Here is an 18885-nt window from a genome sequence, read left to right on the forward strand (position 1 = left end):
CAGGAAACTTACTGCACAGCAGTCACAAGGGCGTACTCAACGGATGGCCCGGGAGCGTGCCTTGAACGCCGCCTTGCGCGCCGCCTTGGCCACCGTGTCGTCGGCCAGGGAGCGTCCGAGCAGCTCCAGGACCTCGACGACGTCGGGGTGGTCGACCCGCCACATCTCCTCGATGAGATGGGCCGGCGGACCGGAGGCCGCCATGTTCTCGGCGAAGATCTCCGGATCCTCGCGCGCGGCCGGCATCGCCAGCGCGAGCATGTCGACGCTCACCCACAGCAGCTCGTCCTGGGTGAGCGGCGGCGCACCCAGACCACGTGCGGCAAGCCAGTGTATGGCGTGCGGGCGCAGCTCCTGGTCGTCGAGATGGTCGCGGACCTGCTGCTCGGCCTCCGCGCCGAGCCGGTCGACGATGGTGATCGCGATGCCGCGGGCCACCGCGGGCGCGCCGGAGGCCGCGCTCAGCAGCTCGGCCGCGGCCTCGCCCGGGGTGCGGCCGGACAACCAGCGGGCGATGTCCTGCTCGGCCAGCTCGGCGGGCAGCCCTTCGAGCAGCCCTTCGACGAGGCCGCGCGCGTCGGCCTCACCCAGGTCGGGGGCCAGCGGGGCGTCGAGGCCGAGCGAGAGGTAGTGCTCGCGCAGCCCCCAGACCGCCAGGGGCGTCAGCTCGGCGGCCTCGCCCGTCAGGCGGACCATGCCCCACGCGGCCAGCCGGTCGAGCGCCCCCGCCACGTCGACGCCGCCCTCGCCCGAGACCTCCTCCAGGTAGTCGGCGACGACCTGGAGCGGCACCGGCGCCTGAAGGCGGTAGAGCATGTCGAACAGGTCGTAGAGGCCCTCGTCGAGCTCGGCGTGGCCGGTGATCTCACCGCCGGTGTCGTCCTCCAGGAGCCGGGCCACGGTCTCGGCCCAGGCGCTCAGCGGCTCACCGTCGCCCGGCGGCGGGCCGCCGCCCAGCACGGGAACGCTCCGCAGCGCCTCGGCCAGCTCCTCCTCCGAGGCCAGCCGTACGCCGGGCAGCGGGGTGCAGCCCGGGCAGTCGCACGGCGCCTCGCCCAGGTCGGGCAGCTCCCCGGACGGGATCGGCACCGCCTGTTCGAGGGATTCGGGCCCGATCGAGCTGAACAGGCTCTTGGCCATGCCGAAGTTGGCCGTGTCGGCCAGAGCCTCGGGCATGCGGGGCGCGATGTCGTCGAGCCGGGCACGCATGCCGGCCGCGGTGGCCGGGCTCGTGTGACCGGCGTCGCTGAGGTAGTCGACCAGCATGCGGGCCGCCGCCACGGTCTCGGACGCGCTCTCCGGCGGAGCGATCACCTTGCGCGGGTAGATGGACAGCAGCAGCTCGTCGAAGGTCTCCGGCGTGAAGTCGCGCAGTTGATTGACATTGAGATAGTCGCTGGCGTAGTCGCAGAGCAGGCGGACCTCGTCCGCGTCCACTTCGACTTCCCGCGCGCGCCCCCATGCGCGCAGGTCGTCGATGGCCTGGTTCACCCATTCGATCGACACAGAGGCACGCTAACGGCTGTCAAAGAGATGAGCGAATCGGGGAAACGGTCTAAATCAGGTCGAGTGGGTCGACACTCACCCTCACGACATCTGGCGTCTTACGCGCCGCACGCACCCCACTGGCCCCCTTGAGCGCGGCCGACAACGCCGCCCCGCCGCCGCGCCGTACGCGGATCATGGCCCGTTCCAGGCCCGACTCGTCCACGGGGACGGGGCCGAGCACCTGGGCGTCCGGCGGGAGGCGTACCTCGTCGAGCATCTGGCGTACGGCCCCGGGCGAGCCCGTCAGCGTCGCCATCCGTACGGCCGGCGGGAAGCCCAGCTCGGCGCGGTCGCCCAGTTCGCGCTCGGCGTGCGTGATCGGGTCCCACCGCAGCAGCGCCTGCACGGCGGGCAGCCCGGCGTCACCGAGCACCACCAGCTCGGCGGACGGCCGCAGCAGCGCGGCGGCGTTCATCCACCTTCGCACCGTCTCCTCCCCCGCCCGCAGGTCGGCCCGGCCCAGCAACGCCCACCCGTCGAGCAGCACGGCCGCCGCGTAACCGCCCTCGGCCACGGGCTCGGCGCCCGGCGTGGCGACCACCAGGGCCCGGGCGGCGGGCACGCGGGCCAGCACCCCGTCGCGGCCCGACGTGCGCACCTGAACCGAGGGGAAGGCCCGGCCCAGCTCCTCGGCGGTGCGCCTGGCGCCGGTCACGACGGCCCGCAACCTGGGGCTGCCGCACGACGGGCAGCGCCAGCCGGCGTCCACCCGGCCGCACCAGCGGCAGTAGGGGGCGGCGTGGCCGGCTCTGAGCGCGAGCGGGCCGTGACACAACGGCTCCCCCGCCGCGTACGCGCCGGTCCCGGGCCCTTCCGGCGAACCGGCCGTCACGTCGTGACCGTACGACTGAACCCCGGCCCCTGCTCCTGCCCCAGCCATCACGCCCCCGGACATCGAGGTCCCGAGCATTGGCGTACCGGGCATCGGGGTGGCCGCCGCCACCGGCAGCCTGAGCGGGACCCCGCCGGCCGCCGTCATCCCGTTCAGCGCCTCGGCTCCGCCATGGGTCTCAGGCATTCCGTGTGGGCCCGCACCGCCCTGTGCGCCCGGCCGGCTCTGGGGGGCCGCTCCCGGCGCGGCGGGGGCCAGGGTCGCGGCGAGATGGGGGGCGATCCGGGTGGGCGGCAGGACGCAGCGCGCCGGGGCGCGGCAGTGACCGCAGGCCAGCGCGGGCAGGTAGCCGCGCCTTGGCACCTGCACCAGCACCGGCCCGCTCTCCAGCCCCTGCCGCAGCGCCCGCCAGGCCAGGCTGGGCAACCTCGCCTGCCGGGCCGCCTGGTCCTTGGCCAGCTCGGCGTCCTCGCCCGCGGGACGCACCCGCGGCGCCAGACCCCTGATCACGGTACGCGCGGCCACGATCGGCCGGGCCCAGCGCGTCGCGATGAGCTGGGTGGCCTCGGCGGTACGCGCGTAGCCGCCGATCAGCATGGCCGCGTCCGTCCTGAGGGCACGCAGGCCGAGCACCTCGCGGGCGTGAGGATAGGGGGCCAGGCGTTCGGCGTGCAGGTCGTCGCCGTCGTCCCAGATGGCCACCAGGCCGAGGTCGGCGACGGGGGCGAACATGGCGGCCCGCGTACCCACGACGGCGCGCACCTGGCCCCTCAGGACCTTCAGCCACCGCCTGTACCGCTCGGCGGGCCCGAGGTCGGCCGTCAGCGCGACGTGCCTGCCGGGGCCGAGCAGCCGCTCGAACTCGGCGTCGGCCAGCGCGACGTCCTTGCCGTCGGGCACCACGACGACCGCGCCCTTGCCGCCGTCCAGCGTGGCGAGGACGGCCTCGGCCATCGCCCCCGCCCAGCCCGTGGCGCCCGGCAGCGCCGACCAGACGGCCCGGGGCGTACGGCCGTGGCGCAGCGCGTCCAGGAAGGAGGCCCCGGTGGGATAGGCGTCCCACGCGCTCGTACGCCCTTCCCCGGCCTCCGCCTCCCGGCTCTCCCCGGGGGATCCGGCAAGCTCGTCCGCGCCCGGCGCGACGACGGCGCCCTCCTCGTCGGCGCCGGGAGCCGGGCCCGGCCGCTCGGACGGCGACGGCTCGGACCGCGACGGCTCGGACGGCGACGGCTTGGCCTCGGCCTCGGCCTTGGCATGGCGCGGCGGGACGGCCAGGCGGAGAACGTCGGTGAGTGTGCCCGCGTAACGGTCGGCCACCGCACGGGCCAGACCGGCGATCTCCGGCGTGAGCACCTGCTCGGGTGAGACCACCCGTTCCAGCGGGGTCAGCTTGCCCTCGTGGTCGCTCTCGTCGGCCCGTTCCAGCAGGAACCCGTCGATCAGCTTGCCCGCGAACCGCACCCGTACCCGCACCCCCGGCCGGGCCGCCTCGTGCATGGCGGCGGGCACCAGGTAGTCGAAGGGACGGTCGAGGTGCGGCAGCGGGCTGTCCACGACCACCCTCGCCACCGGCCGCTCGGGCGCCGGGACCACCGCCCCCTTGGTGTCCTTCGACGACGCCGGGGGCCGCACGGCGTCGAGCGGCAGAAGGGCGTCGTCGGAGTGGGTCACGCCCTAACGTCTACCAGACCCCGACCCCCGCCATCCCCACGACCACCCCACCCCCACCGAGCCCCCCGCAGACGAACGCAGGGAAAATCCGGCACGAGAAAGCAGTCGTGAGACGAAACAAGCACAGGAACGACCCCAAGACGAAACGAGCCCGACGCAAAGACCACCCGACGCAAAGACCGCCCGAGGCAAGGGCCCGAGGCAAGGGCTGCCGGGGGAAGGGCCGCACCAGAAAGGCCACGCCAGGAACACGGCGCACGGCAGCCAGCCCGTCGCCAGGCCGTACCCACGGCAACGACAAGTGCCGCATCCGCGCCCCTCAAGGGCCGGATGCGGCACTTCACGTCAACACTCGCCCCTGAGGGGGGTCAGAGACCGGCGGCCGTCCGAAGGGCCTCGGCGCGGTCCGTGGACTCCCAGGAGAAGCCCTCACGGCCGAAGTGACCGTAGGCGGCGGTCTCGGAGTAGATCGGGCGCAGCAGGTCGAGGTCGCGGATGATCGCGGCCGGACGCAGGTCGAACACGCGGAGCACGGCCGCCTGGATCTGCTCGACCGGCAGCTTCTCGGTGCCGAAGCACTCCACGAACAGACCCACCGGCTGAGCCTTGCCGATCGCGTACGCGACCTGCACCTCGCACCGGTCGGCCAGCCCGGCCGCGACGACATTCTTGGCCACCCAGCGCATGGCGTAGGCCGCCGAACGGTCGACCTTGGACGGGTCCTTGCCCGAGAAGGCCCCGCCGCCGTGGCGGGCCATGCCGCCGTAGGTGTCGATGATGATCTTGCGGCCGGTCAGGCCGGCGTCGCCCATCGGGCCGCCGATCTCGAAGCGGCCGGTCGGGTTGACCAGCAGGCGGTAGCCCTCGGTGTCGATCTCCAGCCCCGCGAGCACCGGGTCGACCACGTGCTCCTTGATGTCGGGGGCGAGCATCTCCTTGAGGTCGATCTCGGCCGCGTGCTGGGTGGAGACGACCACGGTGTCGAGGCGGACGGGCTTGTCGCCGTCGTACTCGATGGTGACCTGGGTCTTGCCGTCGGGGCGCAGGTAGGGCACGGTGCCGGTCTTGCGGACCTCGGACAGGCGCTGGGCGAGCCGGTGCGCGAGCGTGATCGGCAGCGGCATCAGCTCGGGGGTCTCGCGGCAGGCGTAACCGAACATGAGGCCCTGGTCGCCCGCGCCCTGGCGGTCGAGCTCGTCGGCGTCGCCGCTCACGCGGTGCTCGTAGGCGTCGTCGACGCCCTGGGCGATGTCGGGCGACTGCGCGCCGATGGACACCGACACGCCGCAGGAGGCGCCGTCGAAGCCCTTGTGGGAGGCGTCGTAGCCGATCTCCAGGATCTTCTCCCGGATGACGCCGGGGATGTCGACGTAGGTCTCGGTCGTGACCTCGCCTGCGACATGGACCTGGCCGGTAGTGATCAGCGTCTCGACGGCGACCCGGCTCTTGGGGTCGTCCTTGAGCATGGCGTCGAGAATCGCGTCACTGATCTGGTCGGCGATCTTGTCCGGGTGGCCCTCGGTGACCGACTCGGAGGTGAACAGGCGACGTGACAACTCAGTGGCTCCTCATGCAGCGGCTGCTGACGGATGTTGGGCCCGGGACGGAAGAACACGCCAGGGCCTCGCCGAAGTCTAGCCCTACCGGGTGCCCGGTCGCGAAACCGTCCCGTGTCCGTGTCCGGTCACAGGTCGGGAAGGGGATCGGGCGGCAGGGTCTCCGGCGCGAAGACCTCGGCGTCGGCGGCGCACACCACCGCCGCGTACTCCTCGTCGAACTCGAACGCGGTGTGTCCGAGCTCGATGATCAGTCCGGGCAGGATCGGGCCGAGCCTGGTGTGCCGCGGGTACGTGGCGTACACCGCGACGGGCCGGTCGCTCCTGAGGGTTCTGGTGGTGAGCACGGATACGGATAAATCAGTGACGACGATGAGGAAGTGTCCCGTTCCCGTCGGCCCCACGGACAACGCGGGAAAGACGTAACGGATTCCTCCTTGGTCTTCCAGTAGTCTCCTGCAACGATCCCTGACAGCGGAACCCACCGGCATTCGTCCCCCTTTGCCTCAAGTATCCGTAGGCGTCCGGGGGTGTCGCAACTGGTGATCGGGTAATCGTTCGTACGGATCGGCCGGGCTAGGACAGGCGGGGCGCGACGAGGTCCCAGACCGCGTCGGCGACGTCGTCCTTGGGGCCGCGCGGCACCTCTACGGGCTCGCCGCCCGCGACGAGGACGGTGGCCGCGTTGTCGGGCGTGCCGAAGGCCAGCCCCTCCCCCACCTGGTTGACGACCAGCAGGTCGCAGCCCTTCCTGGCGAGCTTGGCCTGCCCGTTGGCGAGCACGTCGTCGGTCTCGGCCGCGAACCCGACGATCACGCGCGGGCCGGCGCCGGCCTCGCGGCGCAGCCGGCCCAGCTCGGCGAGGATGTCCGGGTTCTTGGTCAGATGGATGGGGTCGGGCTCGCCGTCGGTCTTCTTGATCTTCGACTCGTGCCGGGACGCCGGGCGGAAGTCGGCCACCGCGGCGGCCATGACGACCGCGTCGGCCTTCTCCGAGGCGGCCAGCACCGCCTCGCGCAGTTCGGCCGTGGACCCCACCCGCACCACGGCGGCCCCCGCGGGGTCGGGCAGCGAGACGTTGGCGGCCACGAGGGTCACCTCGGCGCCGCGCGCGACCGCGGTGCGGGCCAGGGCGTAACCCTGCAGCCCGGACGAGCGGTTGCCGATGAAGCGCACCGGGTCGATCGCCTCGCGGGTGCCTCCGGCGGAGATCACGATCTTGTGCCCGGCCAGGTCGCGCGGCCGGCCGCGCAGCACACGCAGGCAGACCTGGAAGATCTCGGCCGGGTCGGGCAGGCGCCCGGGGCCGGTGTCGGCGCCGGTGAGGCGCCCCACGGCCGGGTCGATCACGACGGCGCCGCGCTCGCGCAGCGTCGCGACGTTGGCGCGGGTGGCCGGGTGCTGCCACATCTCGGTGTGCATCGCCGGTGCGAACACGACCGGGCAGCGCGCGGTCAGCAGCGTGTTGGTCAGCAGGTCGTCGGCGAGCCCGTGGGCCGCCTTGGCCAGGGTGTTGGCGGTCGCCGGCGCCACCACGACGAGATCGGCCCGCTGGCCGATGCGTACGTGGGGCACCTCGTGAACGTCGTCCCAGACGTCGGCGGTCACGGGGTTGCCCGACAGGGCGGCCCAAGTGGGCTCGCCCACGAACCGGAGCACCTCGCGGGTCGGCACGACCCGCACCTCGTGACCGGACTCGGTGAACAGCCGCAGCAGCTCACACGCCTTGTACGCGGCGATGCCGCCGCTGACGCCGAGGACGACCTTCATCGAAGGGGTCAGACCGCGCCTTCGATGGGCTCGGCGTTGAGCAGGCCCTCGGAGACCTCGCGCAGCGCGATGGACAGCGGCTTCTCCTGAGCATGCGTCTCGACCAGCGGTCCGACGTATTCCAGCAGGCCTTCGCCGAGCTGGGAGTAGTAGGCGTTGATCTGGCGGGCGCGCTTGGCACCCATGATCACCAGGGAGTACTTGCTGTCGACGATGTCGAGCAGCGCGTCGATCGGCGGGTTGGTGATGCCCTCCGCGGCCGGGGTGGTGCCTGCCACGATTGTCAGACCTCTCGGTTGATGGTGGTGGTGACCCCCTGAGGGTCAGTCATCAAGGCTATCAGCCGGTGGCACACTTCTTGGACACTCGTGTTCACCAGTGTGAGGTCGAACTCCGATTCGGCGGCCATCTCGACCCGTCCGGCCCGCAGCCGGCGCTCGATGACGTCCTCGGGCTCGGTGCCGCGGCCGCGCAGCCGCTTCTCCAGCTCCTCCCACGTCGGGGGGGCCAGGAAGACCAGCAGGGCGTCCGGCATGGTGGTGCGCACCTGCCTGGCGCCTTCCAGGTCGATCTCCAGGACGGTCGGCACACCCTTGGCGAGCTTGTCCAGCACCGGCTCGCGCGGGGTGCCGTAGCGGTTGCCCGCGAACTCCGCCCACTCCAGCAGCTCGCCGGCCTCGACCAGGCGGTCGAACTCCTCGCCGTCGACGAAGAAGTAGTGGACCCCGTTGACCTCGCCGGGACGGGGCCTCCTGGTGGTCACCGAGACCGACAGCCACACCTCGGGGTGTGCCCGCCGGAGCTCGGCGACGACCGTGGACTTGCCGACGCCCGACGGCCCTGACAGGACCGTCAGACGCCTCTTGCTCAAGGGCGGGAAGCCGACCTTCGCTCCCGATCCGACTGCCTCGTGGGCCCTTGCTTCGCCGGACCAAGACCTGTCGGTCACTTCCTACCCCCCGTTGAACCTGCGCTTTCTTGTGGAACAGAGATTAGCTCTCGTTGCCACCGAACTCGCGCTCGAGGGAAGCCCTCTGGTTCGCACCGAGACCCCGCACGCGGCGGGACTCGGCGATGGCAAGCCGCTCCATGAGCTGCTTGGCGCGGACCTTGCCCACGCCGGGGAGCGATTCCAACAGAGCCGACACCTTCATCTTGCCGATGACGTCGTCGGTCTGCCCATCCTTGAGCACCTCAGCCAGAGAAACCGCGCCATGCTTGAGCCGGTTCTTGACCTCGGCACGCTCTTTACGGGCCTTGGCAGCCTTCTCCAGGGCTGCGGCGCGCTGCTCAGGGGTCAGGGGAGGAAGAGCCACGCCGGGTCACCTCGAATTTCTGTCGATGTACTCGGACGGGAAGGGAAACTAGCTGGTCATCGCCCCCTAAGCAACGTCAAAGGCAGTTTCTCTCGTCACAAAATCCACTTCATCACTGTCCGTGATCGTAAAATTACACACTGCCGATCAAATCGCCCCCACTTCCCGCTTCGCGGCCCTTCCCGCGAGGGGGTCGCGGAACGCGGCGGTGATCATGTTCACATCGGCGGATCATGTCCGAAATCACGGCTGGACCAGGACCGAAACCCGGAACGGGAAGGGTGCGCGAGCGCCCGTCCGATGCATTACGATCTTGTGAAGCGAGGGCTCGCGGACGGCACGGCGGCGTCTGCCGCCGTGCCCGCTCCGGGGTGGCCGCGTCCGCGCACCGGGGAAGCCATGGGCGCGCGCGGACGGCGGGCACCCATGGGGTGGGTTCGCCCTTCGGGGCGGGTCAGGAGGCGGTCGTACGGCGCAGCGAGGCGGCGATGGCGGCGGCGGCCGCTCCCGGGTCCGCCGAGCCGGTGATCGGGCGGCCGATCACCAGCAGGTCGGCCCCGTCGGCCAGCGCCTGCTCGGGCGTCGCCACCCGCGCCTGGTCCTGGACGTCGGCACCCTGAGGCCGCACACCGGGCGTGATGAGGGTGATGTCCGGCCCCACCTCGGCCCGTACGGCCGCGACCTCGTGGGGCGAGCACACCAGCGCCGTGGCGCCGGCCTCGACCGACAGGGACGACAGTCGCCGCACGGCCTCGTCGGCGGGCCCGGCCAGACCCATGCGGTCGAGGTCGGACTCGTTCAGCGAGGTGAGGATCGTCACAGCGGCGATCTTGGTGTGCGGGGCGGACTCGACCGCGGCCCGGATCATGGCGGCGCCCCCGGTCGCGTGCACGGTCAGGATCGCCGGGCGCAGCCGGGAGACGGCCTTGGCGGCGCCGGCGACGGTGTTGGGGATGTCGTGCAGCTTGAGGTCGAGGAAGATCTGGACGCCGCTGGCGCCGCGCACGGAGGCGATCACGTCCGGGCCGTAGCGCAGGTACAGTTCGAGGCCCACCTTGATGGTGCTGACGTGCGGCGTCACCAGGCTCGCCCACTGGGCGGCGGTCTCCAGGTCAGGGGCGTCGAGGGCGACGGCGATGGGTGCGGGCGTCAAGGGGAGCTCTCCTCCGAGTCGACTAGAAGGTGCCGGGGAGCGCTCCCCGGCGGGCGGTGGGCCAGGCCGACGGCGTCGGCCAGGCGCTGGAAGCCGCGGGCCCGCAGCAGGTCCTCAAGCTCGCGCTCGATGCGCAGGCACGCGTAGGGGTCGTGGAACAGCGCGGTGCCCACCCCGACCAGGCAGGCGCCCGCCAGGATGAGCTGGAAGGCGTCCCTGCCGGTCATCACGCCGCCCATGCCGATCAGCGGCACCCCTGGCAGGGCCGCGTGCACCTGCCACACGCACCGTACGGCCAGCGGCAGGACGGCGGGCCCCGACAACCCTCCGGTGACCGCGGCCAGCGACGGGCGCAGCGCCTCGGTGTCGATGGCCATGCCGAGCGGGTTGTTGATCATGGACAGGGCGTCCGCCCCGGCGTCCACGCAGGCGCGCGCGACGGAGACGATGTCGGCCACGTCGGGCGCGAGCTTGGCCACCACGGGCACGTCGTAGCGCATGATGGACCGCACCGAGGCGATCACCTCGGCCGCGGCGCTGCCCTCGCGGGCGAAGACACGCCCTCTGTCCTCCATGTTGGGGCAAGAAAGGTTGACCTCAAGTGCGGTCACCCCGGGCGCGTCGGCGAGCCTGCGGGCCAGCTCCGAGTACTCGGCGACGGTGCCGCCGCCGATCGAGACGATGGTCTTGATGCCGCGCTGGGCCAGCCAGGGCAGCTCCCGCTCCAGGAACGCCTCGATGCCCGGCCCCTGGAGCCCGACGGCGTTGAGCATGCCGGAGGGCGTCTCGGCCATGCGCGGGGTCGGACGGCCCGCGCGCGGGGCCATGGTGATGGACCGGGTGGTCAGCGCGCCGAGCCGGTGGAGGTCGAAGAACTGCGCGAGCTCCCGGCCCGAGCCCGCGCAGCCGGCGGCCGTGGTGATCGGGTTCGCCAGCTCCACGTGCGCCAGAAATGTACGCATATCAACTGACATGTCGTGCACCGCCTCCGGGGGCGCCGAGTGCGTCGAACGGGATCGTTCCCACGTCCTCGAACCGCACCCGCTCTCCCCGGAACACCGGTCCCTCCGCGCACGCGCGGACCATCCTGGTCGCGCCGTCGTCGCCGATGACCGGGATGACGCACGTCATGCAGACCCCGATGCCGCAGGCCATCGACTCCTCGACGGCCACCTGCACCGGGATGTCGAACTCCATCGCCACCGCCGTCACCGCCCGCAGCGCCGACATGGGCGCGCAGGCGTAGACGGCGTCGGCCCGGGTGTCGGCGATCACCGAGGGCAGCGCGTCGGTGACCTTGCCGCGTACGCCGAGCGAGCCGTCCTCGGTGGTCAGGGTCGTCGTCTCGGCGATGCGGCGGGCCCGCATGGCGCCGAACACACGGTCGGCCCCGGCGCCGCCGAGCACGAAGTCGACCCGGCAGCCGCGCGCCAGCAGCGCGTCGGCCAGCGGGAACAGCACGGCCGATCCGTACTCGGCGCCGACCAGCACGCAGTTGACCGGGTCGCGCGGCAGCGGGAATGGCCGGCCGAGCGGCCCGACCAGGTCGAGCGTGTCGCGGGCGCGCCGTTCGGCCAGCCAGGACGTGCCCGGCCCGGAGGCGGTGAAGACGAGCTCGACCGTGCCGCCGTAGTCGGACTTGACGTCATGGATGGACAGCGCGCGCCGCGTCACCATCGACGTGTGCGCCCCGCCGACCGCCACGGAGACGAAGTGGCCGGGGCGGTAACGCTCGGCGATGCCGGGCGCCACCACCGTCAGCGCATGGTAGGCGTCGACCCGGCGCGTCGTCAGCACCGTGCCCGTCACCTGCACAGGTGTGCCGGCCAGTCGTCTTCACCTCCCGCGCGGGTCAGCCGCGTAGTGCCTGTGCGTGCTCCTGGAGTGAACGCACGCCGACGTCGCCGCGGACGATCGCCTGGATGCCGGCCGCGGCCGCGGCCAGCCCCGAGATCGTGGTGATGCACGGGATGCCGCGCAGCACCGCCGCGGTGCGGATCTCGTAGCCGTCCAGGCGCGGCCCGGACTGGCCGGGGCTGCCGAACGGCGTGTTGACGATCAGGTCCACCTCGCCGTCGAGAATCGCCTGCACGCTCGTAGGCTCCCCTCCGGGCCCGGTCCCCTCGCTGTGCTTTCGCACGATCTTGGCATGGACACCGTTGCGGCGCAGCACCTCGGCCGTGCCCTCGGTGGCGAGGATCTCGAAGCCGAGGTCGGCCAGTGCCTTCACAGGGAAGATCATCGCACGCTTGTCCCTGTTGGCCACGGACACGAACGCGCGTCCCTTGGTCGGCAGTTCGCCATAGGCGCCCGCCTGGGACTTCGCGTACGCCACGCCGAAGAACGCGTCGATGCCCATGACCTCGCCCGTGGAGCGCATCTCGGGCCCGAGCACGGTGTCGACGCCCCGGAAGCGGTTGAAGGGCAGCACGGCCTCCTTGACCGCGATGGACGCCTCCAGCGGCAGCGTGCCGCCGTCGCCGGTGGCCGGCAGCATGCCCTCCGCGCGCAGCGAGGCGATCGAGGAGCCGAGCATCACCCGGGCCGCCGCCTTGGCCAGCGGCGTGGCCGTGGCCTTGGACACGAACGGCACGGTACGGCTGGCCCGCGGGTTGGCCTCCAGGACGTACAGGACGCCGGCGGACATGGCGTACTGGACGTTCAGGAGCCCGCGTACGCCCACCCCGGCGGCGATGGCCTCGGTGGCGGCGCGGATGCGCTTGACGTCGTGGCTGCCGAGCGTGAGCGGCGGCAGCGCGCAGGCGGAGTCGCCGGAGTGGATGCCGGCCTCCTCGATGTGCTCCATGACGCCGCCGAGGAACAGCTCCTCGCCGTCGTAGAGCGCGTCCACGTCGATCTCGATGGCCTCGTCGAGGAACTTGTCCACCAGGACCGGGTGGCCGCCCTCCTGGGCCGCCATGTACGTCGTCAGCGTCTCGTCGTCGTAGACGATGGCCATGCCGGCCCCGCCGAGCACGTACGAGGGCCGGACGAGCACCGGGTAGCCGATCTCGCCGGCGATCTCCAGCGCCTCCGACACCGTCAGCGCGGTGCCGTGCTTGGGCGCGGGCAGCCCGGCCTCGGCCAGCACCCGTCCGAACGCGCCGCGCTCCTCGGCCAGGTGGATCGACTCCGGCGAGGTGCCGACCACGGGCACGCCCGCGTCCTTCAGCGCCTGCGCCAGGCCGAGCGGCGTCTGGCCGCCGAGCTGCACGATCACGCCCGCGACCGGGCCGGTCTGCTGCTCGGCGTGCACGACCTCCAGGACGTCCTCCAGCGTGAGCGGCTCGAAGTAGAGCCGGTCGGAGGTGTCGTAGTCGGTCGAGACGGTCTCGGGGTTGCAGTTGACCATGACGGTCTCGAACCCGGCCCGCGACAGCTCGAACGAGGCGTGCACGCAGGCGTAGTCGAACTCGATGCCCTGCCCGATGCGGTTGGGCCCGGAGCCGAGGATGATGACCTTCTGCCGGTCCCCGAGGGGGACCTCGGTCTCCTCGTCGTAGGTGGAGTACAGGTACGGCGTCCGGGCGGCGAACTCGGCGGCGCAGGTGTCGACGGTGTTGTAGACCGGCCGCACGCCGAGCGCGTGACGCAGGTCGCGCACGCGGGCCTCGTCCACGCCGCGGATCTCGGCGATCTGCGCGTCGGAGAAGCCGTGGTGCTTGGCGCGGGCCAGCGCGTCGGCGCCCAGCTCGGCCGCGGCGGCGATCTCCTGGGCCTCCTCCTCCAGCAGGAAGAGCTGGTCGAGGAACCAGGGGTCGACGCTGGTGGCCTCGTACAGCTCGGCCGCGCTCGCGCCCGCGCGGACGGCCTGCTGCATCGTGCGCAGCCGCCCGTCGTGCGGGGTGCGGCACGCCTCCAGCAGCTCGTCCTTGTCCTGTACGGGGCCCGCCCAGGTGAAGGAGGAGTCCTTCTTCTCCAGCGAGCGCAGCGCCTTCTGCAGCGCCTCGGGGAAGGAACGCCCGATGGCCATGGCCTCGCCCACGGACTTCATGTGCGTGGTCAGCGTACGGTCGGCCCCGCGGAACTTCTCGAAGGCGAAGCGCGGCACCTTGACCACGATGTAGTCGAGCGTCGGCTCGAAGGAGGCCGGGGTCTCCTTGGTGATGTCGTTGGGGATCTCGTCGAGGGTGTAGCCGATGGCCAGCTTGGCGGCGATCTTCGCGATCGGGAAGCCGGTGGCCTTGGAGGCCAGGGCGCTGGAGCGGGAGACGCGCGGGTTCATCTCGATGACGATCATGCGTCCGGTGCGCGGGTCGACCGCGAACTGGATGTTGCAGCCACCGGTGTCCACGCCGACCTCGCGGATGACCGCGATGGCGACGTCGCGCATGTTCTGGTACTCGCGGTCGGTCAGCGTCAGCGCGGGCGCGACGGTGACGCTGTCGCCGGTGTGCACGCCCATCGGGTCGATGTTCTCGATGGAGCACACGATCACGACGTTGTCCGCCTTGTCGCGCATGACCTCCAGCTCGTACTCCTTCCAGCCGAGGATGGACTCCTCAAGGAGCACCTCGGTGGTCGGCGAGGCGTCGAGGCCGGCGCCGGCGATACGGCGCAGGTCGTCCTCGTCGTAGGCGAAGCCGGAGCCGACGCCGCCCATGGTGAAGCTGGGCCGCACGACCAGCGGGTAGCCCAGCTCGCCGGCGGCGGCCAGGCAGTCGCGCATCGTGTGGCAGATGACCGATTTGGCCGACTCGGCGTTGAGCCCGTGCTCGCGGGCGACCTTGGCGACGATCTCCTTGAACTTCTCGCGGTTCTCGCCCGCCTGGATCGCGTCGAAGTCGGCGCCGATCAGCTCGACCTCGTACTTCTCCAGCACGCCCGACTCGTGCAGCGCGACCGCGGTGTTCAGCGCGGTCTGGCCGCCCAGGGTGGGCAGCAGCGCGTCGGGGCGCTCCTTGGCGATGATCTTCTCGACGTACTCGGGGGTGATCGGCTCGACGTACGTGGCGTCGGCGAACTCCGGGTCCGTCATGATCGTGGCGGGGTTGCTGTTGACGAGGATCACGCGGAAACCCTCGGCCCGCAACACGCGGCAGGCCTGGGTGCCCGAGTAGTCGAACTCGCACGCCTGGCCGATCACGATCGGCCCGGAGCCGATCACCATGACCGACCGGATGTCCTCACGCTTGGGCACGGCTCATGACCTCACAGAACTCGTCGAAGAGATAAGCGGCGTCGTGCGGCCCCGCGGCTGCCTCGGGGTGGTACTGGACGCTGAAGGCCCGCCCGTCGAGCAGGCGCAGGCCCTCCACGCAGCGATCGTTGAGATTGACGTGGCTGACCTCGGCCGGCCCGTAGGGGGTCTCGAACGACTCGCCGATCGGCGCCTCGACCGCGAACCCGTGGTTGTGGGCCGAGATCTCGACCTTGCCCGTGCGTACGTCCTGGACCGGCTGGTTGACGCCGCGGTGGCCGTAACGCAGCTTGTACGTGGACAGCCCGAGCGCGCGGCCGAAGAGCTGGTTGCCGAAGCAGATGCCGAAGAAGGGCACCCGCGCCGCCAGGACGGCCTGGAGGGCCGACACGTCGGCCGTGGCGGGGTCGCCGGGGCCGTTGGAGAAGAACACGCCGTCGGGCTCGACCGCCATGATCTGCTCGTACGTGGCCGTGGCGGGCAGCACGTGCACCTCGCAGCCGCGCTCGGCCATCCGGTGCGGGGTCATGCCCTTGATGCCGAGGTCGACGGCGGCGACGGTGAAGCGCCGGGCGCCGACGGCGGGCACGACGTAGGGCTCGGCCGTGGCCACCTCGCCGGCCAGGTCGGCGCCCTCCATGGCGGGCGCGCGCCGTACGCGCTCGACGAGCTCCTCGACCGTGGCCGAGGGCGCCGAGAAGATGCCGGCCCGCATCGCGCCCCGCTCGCGCAGGTGGCGGGTCAGGGCGCGGGTGCCGGTGATGGCGATGCCGACGACGCCCTGCTCCTTGAGGTAGTCGTCGAGCGAGCGGTTGGCCCGCCAGTTGGAGACGACCCTGGAGGGCTCGCGCACGACGTACCCGGCGACCCAGACGCGGCCCGACTCCGGGTCCTCGTCGTTGACGCCGGTGTTGCCGATGTGCGGGGCCGTCATGGCGACGATCTGCCGGTGGTAGGAGGGGTCGGTGAGGGTCTCCTGGTAGCCGGTCATGCCGGTGTTGAAGACCATCTCGCCGAACGTCTCGCCTTCGGCGCCGTAAGAGGTTCCGTGGAAGACGCGGCCGTCTTCCAGGACGAGCACCGCGGTGTTCAAACCAGCTTCCCTTCGAGAACGGTCGGCGTGCCGCGCAGGAACGTGGCCACCACCCGGCCGGGCAGCGTCATCCCCTCGTACGGGGTGTTCCTGCTCTTGGAGGCGTAGGCGGAGGGGTCAACCTTCGTGCGGGCCGACGGGTCGTACAGCGTGATGTTGGCGGGCGCGCCCGGCTCCAGCGGCCGGCCGTGTCCGGCCAGGCGGCCGATACGGGCGGGGGTGACCGACATGCGCTGGGCGACCCCGGCCCAGTCGAGCAGGCCGGTCTCGACCATGGCCTCCTGGACGACGCTCAGCGCCGTCTCCAGGCCGATCATGCCCATGGCCGCGGCCGGCCACTCGGTCTCCTTGTCCTCGACCGGGTGGGGGGCGTGGTCGGTGGCGACGACGTCGATCGTGCCGTCGGCCAGCGCGGCCCGCAGCGCCTGGACGTCGGCGTCCGTGCGCAGCGGCGGGTTGACCTTGTAGATCGGGTTGTAGGCGCCGACCGGGGACTCCTCGACGAGGTCGTCGGTGAGGAGCAGGTGGTGAGGGGTGACCTCGGCGGTGATGTCCCAGCCCTTGGACTTGGCCCAGCGGATGATCTCGACCGAGCCGGCGGTGGAGACGTGGCAGACGTGCAGGCGGGAGCCGACGTGCGCGGCCAGCAGGCAGTCGCGGGCGATGATCGCCTCTTCGGCCACGGCCGGCCAGCCGGTCAGGCCGAGCCTGCCGGAGACGACGCCCTCGTTCATCTGGGCGCCCTCGGTGAGCCTGGGCTCCTGGGCGTGCTGGGCGACGACGCCGTCGAACGCCTTGACGTACTCGAGGGCGCGGCGCATCAGCACGGCGTCGCTGACGCACTTGCCGTCGTCGGAGAAGACCCGTACGCGGGCCGCGGAGTCGGCCATCGCGCCGAGCTCGGCGAGCTGCCTGCCCTCCAGGCCGACGGTCACGGCGCCGACCGGCTGCACGTCGCAGTGGGCGAACTCGCGGCCGAGCCGCCACACCTGCTCGACCACGCCGGCGGTGTCGGCGACGGGCGAGGTGTTGGCCATGGCGTGCACGGCGGTGTAGCCGCCGCGGGCCGCGGACTGGGTGCCGGTCTGGACGGTCTCGGCGTCCTCGCGGCCGGGCTCGCGCAGGTGGGTGTGCAGGTCGACCAGGCCGGGCAGCGCGATCGCGCCGCGGCCCTCGACGACATCTCCCCCGCCGTCGAGGCCAGTGCCGATCTCGGCGATCAGCCCGTCGGCGATCCGGATGTCCACCGGCTCCCCGCCGAGTACCCGCACGTTCTTGATGATCACTGGGTCTCTCCCCCGAGCAGCAGGTACAGGACGGCCATGCGGATGGTCACGCCGTTGGCGACCTGCTCCACGATCGTGGATCGCGGTGAGTCGGCCACCTCGGCGGCGATCTCCATGCCCCGGTTCATCGGCCCGGGGTGCATGACGATCGCCTCGTCCGGCATCTTGGCGAAGCGGTCGCGGTCGAGGCCGTAGCGGCGGGAGTACTCGCGCTCGCTGGGGAAGTAGGCGGCGTTCATCCGCTCCTTCTGCACCCGCAGCATCATGACCACGTCGGACTTGGGCAGCACCGCGTCGAAGTCGTAGGAGACCTCGCACGGCCAGGTGGCGACCGAGACGGGCAGCAGCGTGGGCGGCGCGACGAGGGTGACCTCGGCGCCGAGCGTGTTGAGCAGCAGCACGTTGGAGCGGGCGACGCGGCTGTGCAGCACGTCGCCGACGATGGTGACCCGGCGGCCTTCGAGGCCGCCGAGGCGGCGGCGCATCGAGAAGGCGTCGAGCAGCGCCTGCGTGGGGTGCTCGTGGGTGCCGTCGCCGGCGTTGACGACGCTGCCGCGCACCCAGCCGGCCAGCCGGTGGGGCGCGCCGGAGGAGCCGTGGCGGATGACGACGGCGTCGGCGCCCATGGCCTCCAGGGTGAGCGCGGTGTCCTTGAGCGACTCGCCCTTGGACACGCTCGACCCCTTGGCCGAGAAGTTGATGACGTCGGCGGACAGCCGCTTGGCCGCCGCCTCGAAGGAGATCCTGGTGCGGGTGGAGTCCTCGAAGAACAGGTTGACCACCGTACGACCGCGCAGCGTGGGCAGCTTCTTGATGGACCGTTCCGAGACCCTCGCCAGTTCCTCGGCGGTGTCGAGGATGAGCAGCGCGTCGTCCTTGGTGAGGTCGCCCGCCGAGATCAGATGCCGGTTCACCTGGCGTCCTCCTTCATGAGCAGGACGGCGTCGCGGCCGTCGATCTCCGAGAGGTAGACCTTGACCTTCTCGCTCTTGGCCGTGGGCAGGTTCTTGCCCACGTAGTCGGCGCGGATCGGCAGTTCGCGGTGGCCGCGGTCGACCAGCGTGGCGAGCTGTACGGCGGTGGGCCGGCCGAGGTCGTTGAGCGCGTCGAGCGCGGCCCGGACGGTACGGCCGGAGTAGAGCACGTCGTCGACGAGGACGACCACCTTGCCGTCGATGCCGTCGGGCGGCAGTTCGGTGCGCCCGAGCGGGCGGACGGGACCGCTGCGCAGGTCGTCGCGGTACATGGTGATGTCGATCGAGCCGACGGGGATCTTGAGCCCTTCGAACTGCTCGACGCGGTCGCCGAGCCGGCGGGCGAGCGTGGCGCCACGAGTGGGGATGCCGAGAAGGACGACGTCACCGGCGCCCTTGGTGCGTTCGAGGATCTCGTGCGCGATTCGGGTCAGCGCCCGGTGGATGTCCGGGCCTTCGAGTACGGCCCTGGAATCGGACATGGAGGGATCTCACCACCTTTCCCGCCTCACGGGACGGGTCTTAAAAGGGTGTTGGTCGGGACAC

At 71.7% G+C, this 18885-nt stretch carries 16 protein-coding genes; all 16 read right to left on the reverse strand.

The features are described from left to right. Nucleotides 1–36: 36 nt before the first annotated feature. A complete protein-coding gene (locus IEZ27_RS16160; protein ID WP_189647965.1) occupies nucleotides 37–1506 on the reverse strand; it encodes a hypothetical protein in 1470 nt (489 codons plus the stop codon). A 49-nt stretch (nucleotides 1507–1555) separates the two neighbouring features. Further along, a complete protein-coding gene (locus tag IEZ27_RS16165) occupies nucleotides 1556–4051 on the reverse strand; it encodes a primosomal protein N' (protein ID WP_189647966.1) in 2496 nt (831 codons plus the stop codon). 368 nt (nucleotides 4052–4419) lie between these two features. After that, nucleotides 4420–5607 carry a methionine adenosyltransferase gene (gene metK / locus IEZ27_RS16170; protein WP_125630562.1) on the reverse strand — a complete coding sequence of 396 codons (1188 nt, stop codon included), beginning with the start codon at nucleotides 5605–5607 and terminating at the stop codon, nucleotides 4420–4422. A gap of 128 nt (nucleotides 5608–5735) precedes the next feature. Further along, nucleotides 5736–5954 carry a hypothetical protein gene (locus IEZ27_RS53915; RefSeq protein WP_229824029.1) on the reverse strand — a complete coding sequence of 73 codons (219 nt, stop codon included), beginning with the start codon at nucleotides 5952–5954 and terminating at the stop codon, nucleotides 5736–5738. A 229-nt stretch (nucleotides 5955–6183) separates the two neighbouring features. Beyond that, the gene (coaBC, locus tag IEZ27_RS16180; RefSeq protein WP_189647968.1) at nucleotides 6184–7377 is read right to left on the reverse strand and encodes a bifunctional phosphopantothenoylcysteine decarboxylase/phosphopantothenate--cysteine ligase CoaBC; all 1194 of its coding nucleotides are present in this window, start codon (nucleotides 7375–7377) and stop codon (nucleotides 6184–6186) included. Between the two features lie 8 nt (nucleotides 7378–7385). After that, nucleotides 7386–7655 carry a DNA-directed RNA polymerase subunit omega gene (gene rpoZ / locus IEZ27_RS16185; RefSeq protein WP_043638590.1) on the reverse strand — a complete coding sequence of 90 codons (270 nt, stop codon included), beginning with the start codon at nucleotides 7653–7655 and terminating at the stop codon, nucleotides 7386–7388. Nucleotides 7656–7660: 5 nt separating this feature from the next. Then, entirely contained in the window at nucleotides 7661–8248 is a 588-nt protein-coding gene (gene gmk / locus IEZ27_RS16190; RefSeq protein ID WP_229824030.1) for a guanylate kinase, read from the reverse strand. Nucleotides 8249–8369: 121 nt separating this feature from the next. Then, nucleotides 8370–8693, reverse strand: a complete 324-nt coding sequence (gene mihF / locus IEZ27_RS16195; RefSeq protein ID WP_020541698.1) for an integration host factor, actinobacterial type — start codon at nucleotides 8691–8693, stop codon at nucleotides 8370–8372. A gap of 454 nt (nucleotides 8694–9147) precedes the next feature. Then, the gene (gene pyrF / locus IEZ27_RS16200) at nucleotides 9148–9846 is read right to left on the reverse strand and encodes an orotidine-5'-phosphate decarboxylase (protein WP_125630570.1); all 699 of its coding nucleotides are present in this window, start codon (nucleotides 9844–9846) and stop codon (nucleotides 9148–9150) included. Further along, entirely contained in the window at nucleotides 9843–10820 is a 978-nt protein-coding gene (locus IEZ27_RS16205) for a dihydroorotate dehydrogenase (protein ID WP_189647970.1), read from the reverse strand. Before IEZ27_RS16205 ends, pyrF begins: the two co-directional genes overlap by 4 nt. Further along, complete coding sequence (locus tag IEZ27_RS16210; RefSeq protein WP_229824031.1) at nucleotides 10810–11661, reverse strand: dihydroorotate dehydrogenase electron transfer subunit; 852 nt, start codon at nucleotides 11659–11661, stop codon at nucleotides 10810–10812. The genes IEZ27_RS16205 and IEZ27_RS16210 overlap by 11 nt, the downstream gene beginning before the upstream one ends. A 37-nt stretch (nucleotides 11662–11698) precedes the next feature. Beyond that, entirely contained in the window at nucleotides 11699–14986 is a 3288-nt protein-coding gene (gene carB, locus IEZ27_RS16215; protein WP_189647971.1) for a carbamoyl-phosphate synthase large subunit, read from the reverse strand. Continuing rightward, a complete protein-coding gene (gene carA / locus IEZ27_RS16220) occupies nucleotides 14973–16079 on the reverse strand; it encodes a glutamine-hydrolyzing carbamoyl-phosphate synthase small subunit (protein ID WP_189647972.1) in 1107 nt (368 codons plus the stop codon). Before carA ends, carB begins: the two co-directional genes overlap by 14 nt. Then, the gene (locus IEZ27_RS16225) at nucleotides 16076–17365 is read right to left on the reverse strand and encodes a dihydroorotase (protein WP_189647973.1); all 1290 of its coding nucleotides are present in this window, start codon (nucleotides 17363–17365) and stop codon (nucleotides 16076–16078) included. Before IEZ27_RS16225 ends, carA begins: the two co-directional genes overlap by 4 nt. Further along, nucleotides 17362–18279: an aspartate carbamoyltransferase catalytic subunit gene (locus tag IEZ27_RS16230; RefSeq protein WP_125630581.1), complete on the reverse strand. Its 918-nt coding sequence runs from the start codon at nucleotides 18277–18279 to the stop codon at nucleotides 17362–17364. Before IEZ27_RS16230 ends, IEZ27_RS16225 begins: the two co-directional genes overlap by 4 nt. Further along, on the reverse strand, nucleotides 18276–18821 hold the full coding sequence (gene pyrR / locus IEZ27_RS16235) for a bifunctional pyr operon transcriptional regulator/uracil phosphoribosyltransferase PyrR (RefSeq protein ID WP_125630583.1): 546 nt from the start codon (nucleotides 18819–18821) through the stop codon (nucleotides 18276–18278). The genes IEZ27_RS16230 and pyrR overlap by 4 nt, the downstream gene beginning before the upstream one ends. Nucleotides 18822–18885 lie beyond the last annotated feature (64 nt).

The organism is Nonomuraea spiralis, from assembly GCF_014648435.1.
In the GTDB taxonomy this organism is placed as follows: domain Bacteria; phylum Actinomycetota; class Actinomycetes; order Streptosporangiales; family Streptosporangiaceae; genus Nonomuraea; species Nonomuraea spiralis.

Excerpts from the sequence above, each read along its gene's own strand:
- IEZ27_RS16205 (WP_189647970.1), bottom strand. The coding sequence starts at position 10,820 with ATGTCAGTTGATATGCGTACATTTCTGGCGCACGTGGAGCTGGCGAAC.
- pyrR (WP_125630583.1), bottom strand. The coding sequence starts at position 18,821 with ATGTCCGATTCCAGGGCCGTACTCGAAGGCCCGGACATCCACCGGGCG.
- coaBC (WP_189647968.1), bottom strand. The coding sequence starts at position 7,377 with ATGAAGGTCGTCCTCGGCGTCAGCGGCGGCATCGCCGCGTACAAGGCG.